Annotated in this window: 15 protein-coding genes; 6 read left to right on the top strand and 9 right to left on the bottom strand. The window is 71.4% G+C overall.

Features of this window, described 5'->3' with window-relative positions:
- Window positions 1-2 precede the first annotated feature (2 nt).
- Both OG432_RS01615 and xylB read right to left on the bottom strand, forming a co-directional pair.
- Window positions 3-476, bottom strand: coding sequence for an STAS domain-containing protein (locus OG432_RS01615; RefSeq protein ID WP_328306923.1), 474 nt, complete (start codon window positions 474-476; stop codon window positions 3-5).
- 359 nt (window positions 477-835) lie between these two features.
- A complete protein-coding gene (gene xylB, locus OG432_RS01610; protein WP_443058539.1) occupies window positions 836-2317 on the bottom strand; it encodes a xylulokinase in 1482 nt (493 codons plus the stop codon).
- Between the two features lie 206 nt (window positions 2318-2523).
- Between xylB and xylA the strand changes: the two genes are divergently transcribed.
- Window positions 2524-3693 (top strand): xylose isomerase, encoded by a 1170-nt coding sequence (gene xylA, locus OG432_RS01605; protein WP_328306919.1) that lies wholly within the window; start codon window positions 2524-2526, stop codon window positions 3691-3693.
- A 90-nt stretch (window positions 3694-3783) separates the two neighbouring features.
- Here xylA and thpR read toward each other — a convergent pair whose 3' ends face one another.
- A complete protein-coding gene (thpR, locus tag OG432_RS01600; protein ID WP_328306917.1) occupies window positions 3784-4368 on the bottom strand; it encodes an RNA 2',3'-cyclic phosphodiesterase in 585 nt (194 codons plus the stop codon).
- Between the two features lie 287 nt (window positions 4369-4655).
- On the opposite strand from thpR, the gene OG432_RS01595 reads away from it, so the two are divergent.
- Window positions 4656-5969: an alpha/beta fold hydrolase gene (locus tag OG432_RS01595; protein WP_328306915.1), complete on the top strand. Its 1314-nt coding sequence runs from the start codon at window positions 4656-4658 to the stop codon at window positions 5967-5969.
- A 141-nt stretch (window positions 5970-6110) separates the two neighbouring features.
- Here the strand turns inward: OG432_RS01595 and OG432_RS01590 are convergent, their stop codons facing one another.
- From OG432_RS01590 to OG432_RS01580, 3 genes are all read right to left on the bottom strand, one after another.
- On the bottom strand, window positions 6111-6509 hold the full coding sequence (locus OG432_RS01590; RefSeq protein ID WP_328306913.1) for a hypothetical protein: 399 nt from the start codon (window positions 6507-6509) through the stop codon (window positions 6111-6113).
- Between the two features lie 499 nt (window positions 6510-7008).
- Window positions 7009-7359 carry a hypothetical protein gene (locus tag OG432_RS01585; RefSeq protein ID WP_328306911.1) on the bottom strand — a complete coding sequence of 117 codons (351 nt, stop codon included), beginning with the start codon at window positions 7357-7359 and terminating at the stop codon, window positions 7009-7011.
- A gap of 108 nt (window positions 7360-7467) precedes the next feature.
- Complete coding sequence (locus OG432_RS01580) at window positions 7468-8409, bottom strand: RNA polymerase sigma-70 factor (RefSeq protein ID WP_328306909.1); 942 nt, start codon at window positions 8407-8409, stop codon at window positions 7468-7470.
- A 181-nt stretch (window positions 8410-8590) separates the two neighbouring features.
- Between OG432_RS01580 and OG432_RS01575 the strand changes: the two genes are divergently transcribed.
- Complete coding sequence (locus tag OG432_RS01575) at window positions 8591-9076, top strand: carboxymuconolactone decarboxylase family protein (protein WP_328306907.1); 486 nt, start codon at window positions 8591-8593, stop codon at window positions 9074-9076.
- A 70-nt stretch (window positions 9077-9146) separates the two neighbouring features.
- Here the strand turns inward: OG432_RS01575 and OG432_RS01570 are convergent, their stop codons facing one another.
- Window positions 9147-9620, bottom strand: a complete 474-nt coding sequence (locus tag OG432_RS01570; RefSeq protein WP_328306905.1) for a MarR family winged helix-turn-helix transcriptional regulator — start codon at window positions 9618-9620, stop codon at window positions 9147-9149.
- Window positions 9621-9686: 66 nt separating this feature from the next.
- Here OG432_RS01570 and OG432_RS01565 point away from each other — a divergent pair, with 66 nt between their 5' ends.
- The 3 genes from OG432_RS01565 (at window position 9687) to OG432_RS01555 (ending at window position 12873) form a co-directional block, all read left to right on the top strand.
- Window positions 9687-10655 (top strand): alpha/beta hydrolase, encoded by a 969-nt coding sequence (locus tag OG432_RS01565; protein ID WP_328306903.1) that lies wholly within the window; start codon window positions 9687-9689, stop codon window positions 10653-10655.
- A 160-nt stretch (window positions 10656-10815) separates the two neighbouring features.
- Window positions 10816-12012, top strand: a complete 1197-nt coding sequence (locus OG432_RS01560; protein WP_328306901.1) for a hypothetical protein — start codon at window positions 10816-10818, stop codon at window positions 12010-12012.
- Window positions 12013-12537: 525 nt separating this feature from the next.
- Window positions 12538-12873, top strand: coding sequence for an HPP family protein (locus tag OG432_RS01555; protein WP_328306899.1), 336 nt, complete (start codon window positions 12538-12540; stop codon window positions 12871-12873).
- Between the two features lie 120 nt (window positions 12874-12993).
- On the opposite strand, the gene OG432_RS01550 is transcribed toward OG432_RS01555, so the two are convergent.
- Together OG432_RS01550 and OG432_RS01545 are read right to left on the bottom strand one after the other, a co-directional pair.
- A complete protein-coding gene (locus OG432_RS01550) occupies window positions 12994-13446 on the bottom strand; it encodes a lamin tail domain-containing protein (protein WP_328306897.1) in 453 nt (150 codons plus the stop codon).
- Window positions 13447-13667: 221 nt separating this feature from the next.
- On the bottom strand, window positions 13668-13856 hold the full coding sequence (locus OG432_RS01545; RefSeq protein WP_328306895.1) for a hypothetical protein: 189 nt from the start codon (window positions 13854-13856) through the stop codon (window positions 13668-13670).
- Window positions 13857-13989: the final 133 nt, after the last annotated feature.

Here is a 13989-nt window from a genome sequence, read left to right as displayed (position 1 = left end):
GGTCAGGCGGACGGTCTGATTCCGGCATCGGAGCCCGTGTTGACGCCGGTGCTGGTGCTGGTGCCGGTGCCGGTGATGTCGGCACCGGTCCCGGTGGCGCAAGGGGCGCCGGTGTCTGCGCCGGCTTCCCCGGCGAACGCGCGGGGGAGCGCGTCCAGCATGGTGAAGGAGCCGTCGAGGCGGACGATCCGCAGCACGTGGGAGATGCGGGGAGTGCCGCGTATCAGCCGCAGCACACCGCCGCACCGGGCCACGTGGTCGCGCACCGCCAGAAGCAGTCGGATGCCGCCGGCGTCGAGGAAGGTCACCGCCCGCAGGTCAAGAATCACGTCGGCGCCGCCCCGGCACACCAGGGCGTGGATGCGCGGCCCGAGTTCGCCGTGGGCCAGCATGTCCAGCTCGCCGTGCAGTTCGATGATGATGGTGCCGCCCACGGTGCGCGCCCGCAGCCAGAAGGCGAGTTCGTCTGCGCCCACGTCGTGCCCTGCCTGTCTCTTGAGTCCCGGTGCTTGGAACGGCGTCAGCGCCCCAAAGAATTTCACTCTCTGTGACGCACCCGCCGAGGCGTGAAGGGGAGGTGTATGGAAAACCCCCTGGTAGTCCTCATGCCCCGATGATCTGAGGATCTCACGTATGTGACGGTGCGTGATGGTGCGAGTTTCGGACAAGGTGGCGGCGGCGGACGCGAGGCGAAGGTGACGATGACGAGGGCGCCGTCACGCTCCGCCCGTGGCCGGATCGGGTCGCCGCGGCGGCGGTCATCGGCCCCGCGCCGCTGTCCCGCCGGGGGCGGGCCGAAGGGGCCGCGGGCCCCGTCGCGGGCGCGGCCCCTTCGCTACGGGCTGCCGAGCAACGTCGTCGTGGCGCTGTCGAGCACCGAAACGACGCGGTCCCAGGTGGCCAAGTCCCTTTCCGATGGCGGCAGTTCGCGGACGGTGCCGGCCTTCCATGAGCGGGCGATCAGGACGGGGTCGGCGCCGGACACGGCGGAGGCGGCGAGCGCGGCCGCACCGACCGCCACCAGTTCCGTGCTCGATGGAACGATCAGGGGCCGCCCGGACAGACGGCGTACCGTCTCGACCCATGTGCGCCCCCCGGCTCCGCCTCCGATCAGGCGCAGCGGCCGGGTCGCGACCTCGGGCGCGGCGGGGTCGAGGCCGCAGGCGCGCAGCACTTCGTCCAGCGCGCGCAGGACGGTGACGACGGCGCCCTCGTAGGCGGCGCCGAGGAGTTGGTGCGGTGTGGTGGCGTGGCGCAGACCGGTGAGGAGTCCCGAGGCGGCCGGAAGGTCGGGAGTGCGCTCGCCGTCGAGGTAGGGCAGCAGGACCGCCTCGCCGCCGGGTGCCGCGTCGTCGCGCCCGAGGCCGAGCAGCGCTGCGATCCGGTCGACGGCGAGTGTGCAGTTCAGGGTGCAGGCCAGCGGGAGGTAGGCGCCGTCGGTGGCGGCGAAACCGCTCAGCGCGGGGTCGGCGGGGCGGTGGCGGGTCGCGGCGAAGACCGTGCCCGAGGTGCCGAGGCTGAGGGCGGGGTGGTCCAGAAGGCCGGCGCCGCCTAGCCCGAGACCCACGGCGGCGCTCATGTTGTCACCGGTGCCCGCGGCCACCGCGACGCCGGGCGGGAGCCCGAGGGCCTCTGCGGCGGCCGCGGTGAGACCTCCGACGCGGGTGCCGCCCGTCGCGGCCAGGTCGGGAAGCAACTGCCTCTCCAGGCCGAGGAGTTGAAGGATCTCGTGGTCGTACGTGCCGGTGGCGGTGGAGTACCAGCCGGTGCCCGAGGCGTCGCCGGGGTCGGTCGTGGCGACACCGGTGAGCCGCTCGGTGAGGAAGTCGTGCGGCAGCCGGACGGCCGCGCAGCGCTCGGCCGTGGCCGGCTCGTGCTCGCGCAGCCACTCCCATTTGGCGGCGGTCACCGCGGCGACGGGCACGGAACCGGTGCGGTCGGTCCAGCCGCGCGGGCCGCCCAGCCGTCCGGCGAGGGCCGCGGCCTGCGGGGCGGAGCGGGTGTCGTTCCAGAGCAGCGCCGGGCGAAGGGGCCGGCCGCCCCGGTCCAGGACCACGAGCCCGTGCTGCTGTCCGGCGATCGCGATGCCGCGTACGGAGGATGCCGGGGCGCCCGACTCCTTGAGCCCCCTGGCGACGGCCTCGCGCAGCGCCTGCCACCACTGATCGGGATCGCTCTCCCGGGCGCCCCCGGAGCCGGTGACGCGGTGTGGGGCGCGTCCGACGGCGAGCGTCCTGCCGGTGGCGGCGTCGGCGAACAGGGCTTTGGTGGACTGGGTGGAACTGTCCACGCCGATGACGACCGGGTCGTGCGACATCCGGGGCACCTCTCCTGCGTCGTACATGCCATTTGCAATCGGGGGCGACAAAAAGGGCTCGACCAACCTAGGCGACCGGACGGGGTTACGGAACCCGATGTGGTCGTGCAGTATGTGGGGAGTCTGGATTTGGTAAGACAGAAAACAAATAGCTACGGCGATCGTCGCGATCGTCGGACACACCCCGCGCGAAGGTGGCGACGAGCATGACGCACCGCTTCACCCCGACCCCCGACGACAAGTTCACCTTCGGGCTCTGGACCGTGGGCTGGCAGGGGCGCGACCCGTTCGGCGACGCCACCCGGCCCGCCCTCGACCCGGTCGAGACCGTGCGCCGCCTGGCCGGACTTGGCGCGTACGGCGTGACCTTCCACGACGACGACCTGATCCCGTTCGGCGCCTCCGACACCGAGCGCGCGTCGCACGTCAAGCGCTTCCGGCGGGCACTCGACGCCACCGGCATGACCGTGCCGATGGCCACCACCAACCTCTTCACCCACCCGGTGTTCAAGGACGGGGCGTTCACCGCCAACGACCGCGACATCCGCAGGTACGCGCTGCGCAAGACCCTGCGCAACATCGACCTGGCCGTGGAACTGGGCGCCCACACCTATGTCGCCTGGGGCGGCCGCGAAGGCGCCGAATCCGGTGCCGCCAAGGACGTTCGCGTCGCCCTCGACCGGATGAAGGAGGCGTTCGACCTGCTGGGCCAGTACGTCACCGAGCAAGGCTACGACCTGCGCTTCGCCGTCGAGCCCAAGCCCAACGAGCCGCGCGGCGACATGCTGCTGCCCACCATCGGCCACGCCCTCGCCTTCATCGAACGCCTGGAACGCCCCGAGCTCGTCGGCGTCAATCCCGAGACCGGGCACGAGCAGATGGCCGGCCTCAACTTCACCCATGGAATCGCCCAGGCCCTGTGGGCGGGCAAGCTCTTCCACATCGACCTCAACGGGCAGTCCGGGATCAAGTTCGACCAGGACCTGCGCTTCGGATCGGGCAACCTGCGCGACGCCTTCTGGCTGGTGGACCTCCTGGAATCCTCCGACTACACGGGCCCCCGGCACTTCGACTTCAAGCCGCCGCGCACCGAGGACATCGAAGGGGTGTGGGCATCGGCGGCCGGAAACATGCGCAACTACCTGATCCTGAAGGAGCGTTCGGCCGCATTTCGCGCCGACCCCGAGGTGCGCGAGGCGCTGCGCGCCGCTCGCCTGGACGACCTCGCCCGGCCCACCGCCGACGACGGCCTCGCGGGGCTGCTCGCCGACCGCACCGCCTTCGAGGAGTTCGACGTCGAGGCGGCGGGGGAGCGCGGCATGGCCTTCGAGCACCTCGACCAGCTCGCCATGGACCATCTGCTCGGCGCACGCTGAACTACCCGATCGGGTAAGGCCGTTGGGGGCGCCGGGCCCACGCGTGGGTGCGGCCGGGCTCGACCGTGGCCGTGCTCGGCCGGCGTCGGCTCAGCGTCCGCCGTCGAAGTCCCACGCCGCGATGTCCCGGTAGCGGATCGGCCCCGGGCCCCGGCCCACGTTGCTGGCGACCAGGTGCAGGCGTGCGGTGAGCCACGGCCGACCGACGAACCCGGCGAGGCCCTCGGCGGCTTCCCGCACGCTGGACACGTCGTCGCGGCGCGCCCGAGCAAGGGTCAGATGGGGCCGGAAGACGCGGTCCTCGAAGACGACCCCGCACTGCCCGACCACCCCGCGCACGTCGGCGGTGAGCCGGTGCAGCTCGTCGACCTCGCCCTCGATCCCGCTCCACAGCACCCGCTCGTCGAAGTGCCCGCCGCCCCGCAGGGACAGCCGCAGCGCTCGACGCGTCCGGGCGAGAGCGGCGAGCGGGTCAACCAGCTGCGGGGCGGTCGTGGCCGGGAGCTCCCCGAGGAAGGCCAGGGTGATGTGCCAGTCCTCGATGCGGTTCCAGCGCAGCCGCGGGTAGGCCTCGTAGGCCGGTGCCAGCGCCCGCGCGAGCTCGTCCTTCGCCTCGTCGGGCGGGGCGAGCGCTATGAAGACGCGGACGGTCGGCGGCTGATTCTCTTCGGTCACGTAGAACTTCGTACACCACGGGCCGCCGCGACCGCCGCAGGCCCCCTCGCTTACCGTACGCAGGGGGCGCCGGCACCGCGCCTGGCACGACCGGGCGGCCGCTCGGCCGGGCGGTGTCGGGACGGGATCGCCCGGCCGGGCCGCGAGGGCGGGCGCGGAGCACAGCCCCCGAACCACCGGTGCCGTGGGCCCCGCAAGAGCATCGACCGCAGACCGCAGACCGCAGACCGCAGACCGCAGACCGCAGACCGCAGACCGCAGACCGCAGACCGCAGACAGGGAGCTTCATGTCCGCCGTGATCCGACAGCCGGGTGTCGTCCTGACCGACCACCGCTTCCAGGTGCCGCTGAACCACGAAGCGCCGCACGGCGAGCAGATCGAGGTGTACGCCCGCGAGGTGGTCGCGGCCGGCAGGGACACCTCCCAACTCCCTTGGCTGCTCTACCTCCAGGGCGGCCCCGGCGGACGGGCGGGCAGGCCGCTCGGCCGTGACGGCTGGCTCGACCGGGCGCTGGAGGACTACCGGGTCCTGCTGCTCGACCAGCGCGGCACCGGACGCTCCACCCCGGCGAACCGCCAGACCCTGCCCCTGCGCGGGGGCGCGGCCCAGCAGGCCGACTACCTCTCCCACTTCCGCGCCGACTCGATCGTCCGTGACGCCGAGCTGATCCGGCGCCGGCTGCTCGGCGATCAGGGCCGGTGGACCCTGCTCGGGCAGAGCTTCGGCGGCTTCTGCACGCTCACCTATCTGTCGCTCGCCCCCGAAGGACTGCGCGAGGCGCTGGTCACCGGCGGCCTCGCGGGCCTGCGCAGCAGCGCCACGGACGTGTACCGGGCGGCCTATCCGCGGGTCGCCCGCAAGAACGCCGCGCACTACGCGCGCTACCCGCAGGACGTCGAGGCCGTCCGCCGGGTGGCCGAGCACCTGCTCGCCGCGCCCGCCGAACTGCCCGACGGCGCGACCCTGACCGTTCAGGCCTTCCAGTCGCTCGGCCTGATGCTCGGCACCGGCAACGGCTCCGACGTGCTGCACTACCTGCTCGAAGACGCCTGGGTGCACGGCGGCGCCGGCCCCGAGCTCTCCGACGCCTTCCTGGCCGGCGTCCAGGCGAAGCTCTCCTTCGCCGAGGGCCCGCTCTACGCCGTGCTGCACGAATCCATCTACGGGCAGCGGTCGGTGGACCCGGGGCCGACGGGCTGGGCCGCCGAGCGGGTACGTCACGAGTTCCCCGAGTTCGACGCGGCCCAGGCCCTGTCCGACGGCGCGCCCGTGCGGTTCACCGGCGAGATGATCTACCCCTGGATGTTCGACACCGACCCGGCGCTGCGCCCCTTGCGAGAGACGGCCGACCTCCTGGCCCGGCGCACGGACTGGCCCGACCTGTACGCCCCCGACGTCCTGGCCGCCAACCGGGTCCCGGTGTTCGCCGCCGTCTACCACGACGACATGTACGTCGACACCGCCGATTCGCTGGCCACCGCCGACGCCGTGGGCGGGCTGCGGGCCTGGGTGACCAACGAATGGGAGCACGACGGACTGCGGGTCAGCGGCGGGCGCGTACTCGACCGCCTGATCGGCATGGCCGCCGGGCGGGTGTAGCGCGCCGGCACGCTTCAGTGGCGGTCACGCGGCGGACGCCCCGGGGACGTTGCCGTTCGACGCCGGGTCCGCCCGCTCTACGAGCCGTATGGACAGGGACGTTCATCCGCCGAGCGGTGAACGTCCCTGGTCCACATGCCTCTATCCGCAGTGCACGGAACCCGGGTCGACGCTCCAGATGATCTCTCCCGGGCCTCCGTCGCGCGTGTTCGCGGCGCTCCCGCCGACGTCGACGCAACGACCGTTGGTTCCAGTCACCTTCACTGGGCCTGCGTAGGACGTGTAATTCCCCATGTCGCCGTCGTACGTCGACCCGACCCCTATGTAGACGGAGAGCTGGGTTGTCTTCCCGGCATACAGCACCGCGGTGTTGACAGCGCAGTCGGTTCCGTTGTTCGCCGACGAGTAGTACAGCTGGACTTTGCTGACGACAGTTCCTTCGGACGTCTTGTTGTAGTAGGTGTCGATCAACGAGCCGGGACACAGGGATGCAGCCGATGCTGTTGCCGCGGTCCCGACGGTGAGGCCGGCGGCCATCATTCCGGTAACGCAAAGCCGACAAGGGTCTTACGGATGTTTCTCTTCATCGTCGTGGCTCCTCAAGCACTGTGAGTATCAGACCCGGTCATATTCCGCTCGCGGCCAATCGGTTCACCGAGGCAACGGCGACGAGCGAGAGAAAGTAAGGCCAACTTGCGTGCGAGGCTCAACCTTTTATGTGGGCCCAGCTCGATGCGGTGGCTCAATGGAGACGACACTAATTCGGCAAGGTCTCCAAGCGCTCCACGGCTGCCCACCTGCACATTCGATTCATTTCGGCCAGGCAGGGCCCACATTTGGACATGTCGGTCCGATAAGCGGAATGGCTCGTTTGCGCCACCTGTAGAAGAGTTGGACCTCTCGGTCATCGGCCGACCGCCGACGCATTGGCACTGGCGGATGCCGTTCCGGATGGCGTCCGCGCCCTACTCCGGCACTTGGAAGCCGCCGATCTTCCGTTCAAGCAATTCGGCCAGCCGCAGTGGGGTGCGGTCCTCGATCATCGGACCGATGAGCTGCACTCGCACGGGCAGACCTTCGGGCGACCGGCCCGTCGGTACGGCGGTGGCGGGCAGACCGGCGGCTCGCCAGCAGCCCGAGGGATGTCCTGCAGCCCCACGGGCACGTTGGTCTTGCCGAGCAGGGGCCGGTCCTCCCCCCGGGCACGCGCCTGGTCGGCGCCGCGTGCGGCGGCCCGCGCACGGTCGAAGTCCGGCACGCAGATCGCGTTGATCGCATCGTCGTCCCGTTCGAAACGGGCGATCGCCGCGGCGGTCAGTTCCGCGGAGATCACTTCACCGGCCCGCAAGGCAGCGGTGAGTTGCTCGGCCGTCGAAAAATTCGAGCCCATGGACCCGACGGTATGGACTCAACGGTATGGACCCGACGGTATAAGCCCGTGGGAAGCGGCGCGAAATGTCACTTCGCACAACGGATGGATGCCTGCGCGTACCCGGTCTCAGTGACGCAGAAGGGGGGCCTGACGGTCCATGTGGGACAGCTTCTCCGGGTTGCGTACGGCATAGATCCCAGTGACGAGGCCGTCGTCGATGCGCAGGGCCAGAACGGTGTCGACGTCGCCGTCCTGGTGGAGGACCAGCGCAGGCCAGCCGTTGACCTGTGCAGGCCGCAGCGACGCTGCCGCGATCCTGCCGAGCCCGTGGGCCAGCAGACGGGCCACCTTGTCCGCGCCGACGACCGGACGCAGCACCGCCTGCTTGATCCCGCCACCGTCACCGAGGAGAACCACATCGGGCGCCAGGATGTCCAGGAGGCCCTGGAGATCACCCGTGTCGGTCGCCCGCCGGAACGCGTCGAGCGCGTCCCTGGTCTCGGCGGCGGACACGGCCCCGCGCGGCCGCCGCGCCGCGACATGCGCCCGCGCCCGGTGCGCGACCTGGCGGACCGCGGCCGGGCTCTTGTCCACGGCCTGGGCGATCTCGTCGTACTCCAGGCCGAACACGTCACGCAGCACGAACACCGCCCGCTCGGTCGGCGTGAGCGTCTCCATCACCAGCAGCATCGCCATCGAGACACTGTCGGCGAGCTCGACGTCGTCGGCCACGTCCGGAGTGGTGAGCAGGGGCTCGGGCAGCCAGGTGCCGACGTAGGACTCCTTGCGGCGACCGAGGGTCCGCAGCCGGCTCAGCGCCTGCCGCGTGGTGATCCGGACCAGATAGGCACGCCGGTCCCGCACCGCCGCGAGATCGACACCGGACCACCGCAGCCACGTCTCCTGCAGCACGTCCTCGGCATCGGCGGCCGAGCCGAGCATCTCGTAGGCGACGGTGAACAGCAGATTCCGGTGGGCCACGAACGCCTCGGTGGCGGGGCCCGCGCCCTCGTCGCCGGGAAGCCGCCCGGCCGTCTCCCCGGCCCCCTCGCTGTGCTCGTTCTTCACTGGCTGCTCCTCGCTCTTCGCTCTCCACTGGGACGCCCACGAGACGCCGGACCCCGCGGTTCTGTGACATCCGTGAGCCATGGTCCACGTCACATCGCGGATCTGTCACGGCGGGCGGGCGGGCGGCGTCTTGTGTCCGTCCAGCGCAACGCTATGAGCCGATACGAGTGAGGACGAGGTCATGGACGCTCGATTCAACCTGTTCGAGAACGAGATCGCCGCGAAGTTCGCCAAGCGCTTCGCCAATGCCGCCCTGGTGATCCACCGGTCGCCCCTGCCGGCGTCCACCCAGGAGCTGGTGTCGCTGCGGGCCAGCCAGATCAACGGCTGTGGCTGGTGCATCGATATGCACACCAAGGAGGCGTCGGCCGCCGGTGAGACGGCGGTACGGCTCAATCTGGTCGCCGCCTGGCGCGAGTCCACCGTGTTCAGCGACGCCGAGCGGGCGGCGCTCGCGCTCGCCGAGGAGGGCACCCGGCTCGCCGATGCCCACGAGGGTGTCTCCGACGAGACGTGGGCAGCGGTGCGCAAGCACTACGACGACGACCAGATCGCGGCGCTGGTCGCCCTGGTGGCCCTGATCAACGCGGCGAACCGGCTCGCCGTGATCGTGCACCAGCGGGGAGGTTCCTACGAAGTCGGCTCCTTCGCGGCCGCGTTGAACTGAGCGCGTCGTATGCCGAACTGAGCGCGTCACGTACGAAGACGCGTCCCGCGCAGGCGCCCTCCGGTCGGAGTCAGCCCGTGGGCAGGCCGATCTGCTCGCGTTCGAGCGCGGAGCGCAGCCGTGAAAGGACCTGAGCGACGGCGGGCCCCGCGGGGCCGTCGAGGGTGCCCGCCGTCAGCTCCGCCAGCGTCCGTGCGAACGTCGCCTCCGCCGCCTCGGTGAGCCGCAGGCCGTCGTCGGTCAGGTACAGCAGCGACGACCGGCGGTCCGACGGATGGGGCCGCCGCACGACCCAGGCCTGCTTCTCCAGGCGGTCGACTCCTTTGCTGCTCGCCCCGATCCCGATCGCGAACTCGACGGCGAGCTCCGCCACCCGTGATCCGGGGCGGTCGCGCAGGAAGCGCAGGGCCTCGAACTGCGACGTGAGGATCCCGTGCCCCTCACGGAGTCGGTCGTTGAGCGCGTTGTAGAGACGCGTCTCGCAGCGGACGAGATCGGCGAAGAGGGCCGGCAGGTCGATGCCGTCACTTGACTTGGATGCCATGGCATATATCTTACCTGCATGCCCAGGCATATGATTCCTGGGCATGTACTCGCGATGGAGGCGACCATGAGCAGGCAGCAGCGCGCGGAGATCGACGCGATGATCCGCCGTCCGCGGCGCGAAGGACCCGCCGGGGCAGAGGGTTCGCAGAGCCCGGAGGGCACAGAAGGCCCGGGGTCGGTGGAAGAGCTGCGGGCCGGGTTCAGGGCGATGATGGCCGAGATGATCGTCCCGACGGGGATACGCACCCGAGCCGCGACGCTCGGCGCCCGGCCCGCCCTGCTCGTCGAGCCCCACGACGCCCCACGAGCCGGGACGATCCTCTATTTTCACGGCGGCTCCTACGTGGTCGGCTCGCCGCACACGGCGCTGTCGCTGACCGGGAACCTGGTGAGCCGAACCCGGTTCAGGGCGCTCTCGCTCGACTACCGGCTCGCCCCCGAGCACCCGTTCCCGGCCGCGATCGAGGATGCGCTGAGCGCGTACCGCGCCCTGCTCGATGGCGGCGAGGACCCGTCGGCCATCGCGTTCGCGGGGGACTCCGCCGGCGGCGGCCTCGCCGTCACCACGTGCCTCGCCGCCCGTGACGCCGGTCTGCCCATGCCCTCCGCGATCGTGGCGTTCTCCGCGGGACTCGACATGACCCGGACGGGGCCGAGCATGGACACCAGGGCCGGCGCCGACCCGTACTTCACCCGTGCGGGACTTGAGCACACCGGGGCCCTGTATTCCGCGGGTCAGGACCCGCACCAGCCCCTGCTCAGCCCCGCCGTCCTCGCCGACCTGGCCGGACTCCCGCCGATGCTCCTGCAGGTGGGCACCAACGAAATCCTCCTGGACGACTCCACGCGCCTCGCCGCTCGGGCGAGGGAAGCCGCGGTGGACGTGGTCCTGGATGTCGTCGCCGACGTACCTCACGTCTTCCAGGCGTTCGCCGGCATCCTGGACGAGGCCGACGAGGCACTGGACCGTGCGGCTCTCTTCCTCACGCAGCGGATCCGGGCCACGAGGACGGCGCGCCCGCGGAACGACTGAAGCCGGCGGGCGGCTCGTGCGCGCCCCGGCCGTCCGCCCGCTCGGCGCGGGACGCGGGCGGACACCGTCTGGCCCCCAACTGCCCAGGGGGGGGCAGCCCGTCGGCCAGTGGGGGGCTGCCCCCATGGATCGGGCGGACCGAACCCGCGACGCTCGAACCATGCCCCGTACGCATGTGACCAACGGATTCCTGCGCACCGCGAGCGCCGCGTCGCACTTGTGGCTCTTCGTTCTCACCGGCATCGTCACCGTCCTGGCGACCCGCGCCTTCCTCGCGATGACCGGCTACCCCAAACTCGGGGGAGGCGCGGGAGCCGGCAGGCTGCACATCTCCCACATGCTGTGGGGCGGGCTCCTGATGCTGGCGGGACTTCTCGTCATGCTCGTCTTCACCGGCGTCGCCTCCCGGCGGCGGGGCGCCCTCGTCGGCGGCGTCGGGTTCGGCCTCTTCATCGACGAGGTCGGCAAACTGGTCGCCGACGTCGGCTACTTCTACCGGCCCGCGGCCGGAATCATCTATCTCACGTTCGCCGCCCTGACCGGTCTGGCCTGGTGGGTCACGTGCCGCACGCGCGTGGACAGGGAGGCGGCCCCCGGCGCGACCCGCTCGGCCGCCGCCGCGGACACCGCACTGCACGGCGTCCTGTGCGGTCTGACCCCGCACGAACGGGAGGAGGCGCTGCGTCGCCTGCGCGGCGCGGGCGCACCCGCCACCGAACTGGACGCGGCCCTGGCGGCCCTCATCGAAGCGGTACCCGAGGCCCCGGCGCGCGCGCCCGGCCCGCACCACGAGGTGTGGCGAGCCGTCCGCGCGTGGCTGAGCGCCCAGGTGTCGCGGCGTCGGGGCCTCGTGCGGATCGCGGCCTGGGGCACGACCTTGCAGGCGGCGGCCCTGCTCATCGCCGTCGCCGTCGCAGGGCTCACGGGCGCCCTCGCCCACGAGACGGAGTGGACGTCCATCGCCGGGGTCCTGACCTGCTCACTCGCTTCCCTGGTCCTCGCGTTGCGCGGTACGACGTTGCTGCGCCGGGACCGGGACGCCGCCCTGCGCAGCCTGCGTGCCGCGCTCCTCGTGGACCTCCTCCTCGGCCAGGCCTTCAAATTCACGCTCAACCAGTTCTCCGCGGTGACCGACTGGCTGATCAGCCTCGCCCTGCTGTACGTCCTGACGGCGCAGGCGGGCCGGGCGACGAGTACCGCCCACTCGCCGAGGCCGAGGAAGCGGTCGGGGGCCCGTCAGAATGTCGCGAGCCGGTCCACCAGCGGCTCCATCTGCGGCTCCACCAGCGGCTCCATCCTCGGCTCGGCGTCCTCCGGCGGCAGCCGTCCTGCCCGGGTCGGTGCGGCCGGCCCGTGAGGAGCCGCCCGGACACCTCGGCGAACAGCCCCGGGTGGACGCCCTCCGGGGACGGCGGCCAGTTCGCGCGCGCCCACGGCTGCCGAATTCCCGGCGCCGCAGGGGCTTCGATACCACGAGCGGCGGACTGTGTCGGCCCTCCCGGGCCGGCGCGAGGTCACGTTCTCTGCCGACCGCAGAACCTGCCCCGCGCAGTGTCGACCGTTCCCGCCCCCGTCGACCTGCCCGGCCCAGGGCCGCCTGCCCGGAGACCGCGCCCATATCCCCGTTGTCAGAGCTCTCCGAGCTGTCGGAGCTGAACGAGTCCGCTCCGGGCCGCGCCTGCGGGACCCGTCCCGCGTCCGCCGCCCCTACCGTGCCTATCGACTGGAGAAGACTGGTGGGCCGGGCTCCGGCCCGCCCTGCGGCAGGCGCCGCGTTCCACACGATCAGTGCCGCCGCCACCGTGCTGCTTGCCCTGGTGGCCATCGGCACGCTCATTCTCGAGCCGGTCCTGATACGCCGCTCGCGGCCAGCGCCGCTCTGGTGCACGGCGCACCCACCCTGCCGCTGTCCCAGCCCCGCAACGTCATCCTCGGCCACCTGCTGGGAGCAGCCACCGGCTACGCGGTCCTCGCCACGATCGGCAGTTCGCCCTGGGCCACCGCTCTGGCCGGCGCCGCCACCGTCGCGCTCACCCTCCTGGCCCGCGCCCCGCACTCACCGGCCTGCGCCACCCCCGTCGTCGTCGTGCTCCACCATCCCGCGGCGTCGCGTTTCGTACCGCTGCTCGTGGGTGCCTGCGTGCTGCTCGTCCTCGGTGAGTACGCGGCGTCCCGCATTCGTCGAACGGCCCCCGAATATCCCGCCTATTGGTGGTAGTCGGTGGGAGCCGCACCAACGGGCCGGTGCCCGGCATCCCTTTCGGGGCGCCGGGCACCGGCCCGTTCACGGTGCGTGGCGCACCGGGCGTGACGTGATCAGTGCCCGATCAGCGCGTGATCAGCGGTGGCGCCACGACTTGGTGTCGATCGTGTGCTTGTGGTGGTCGCGCAGGACCGCGGTGTCCGCGTGGTTGTCCCAGGCGTAGTCGCGACGGTCCTGGAAGACGTCGTGGCTGGTGTTGCGGCCCTTGCCGGTGTGGACGCGCACGGACTGGTGGGCGCCCAGGCGCAGGTCGTGGAAGGTGTACGTCTGGTGGGAGCGGCCGGTCAGGGTCCAGCCCTTGAGGTTCACGGTGCCGCGGCCGGTGTTGGTGACGGTGACCCACTCGGCGTTGAGGCTCTTCTGGGAGTGATCGTCCCGCCCGGGGCTGTCGTACTGGATGGCCCCCAGGACGACGGGCGAGTGCGGAGCGGGCCGGTCCGCCGCCGTGGCGGGAACGGCTGCCGCGGTGGCGAGGCCCGCGGCGGCCAGGGCGAGTGCGGCGATGCGGCGGATGGAACGAGGAGACATGTGAACCCCTAATTCGCGGCGCCCCAACACGAGCGTGAGGGCGCCGAATCGTGCGGATGCCCGGCGCTGGTTCGGCCGGACGCGCACACTCTGGCCTGCGAAGGTGCCGCCGGGGCGGAGAAACCCCACGCGTGACCAAATACAGAACCTGACGCACCGTCAGCTGCAACGGCGTACGCGCCCCGGCGCGTGAGAAGTTCGTGCGCCCCCAGTCGGCTCGGTCACGAGAGGCTGACCCAGACCATGAGGACGGGATAGAGGAGAACCGCCAGGAACGACACCGATATCCACAGGCATCCCGTTTTCTTCTCCTCGCTCACGAAGAAGGACGCCGCGACGGCGTAGATGGCCGCGATCAGACCAATCAGCCATACGGGGAAGAGGCCCGCGATGATCCACTCGTTGAACATCCGTGTGCTCGCTGTCTGCTCGTGCCGGTGCCGGGTGGCCCGCCGGGGCGTGTCACACCGCGTATTTGAACACGTTCAACTTATCGCGTCGCGAAGTGGCCGCTCGAACCGGGTCGCCCGGAGGGAGGGGAAG

Source organism: Streptomyces sp. NBC_00442 (assembly GCF_036014195.1).
In the GTDB taxonomy this organism is placed as follows: domain Bacteria; phylum Actinomycetota; class Actinomycetes; order Streptomycetales; family Streptomycetaceae; genus Streptomyces.
The sequence above is the reverse complement of the archived record's forward strand: the minus strand, read 5'-3'. Positions and strand labels throughout refer to the sequence as shown.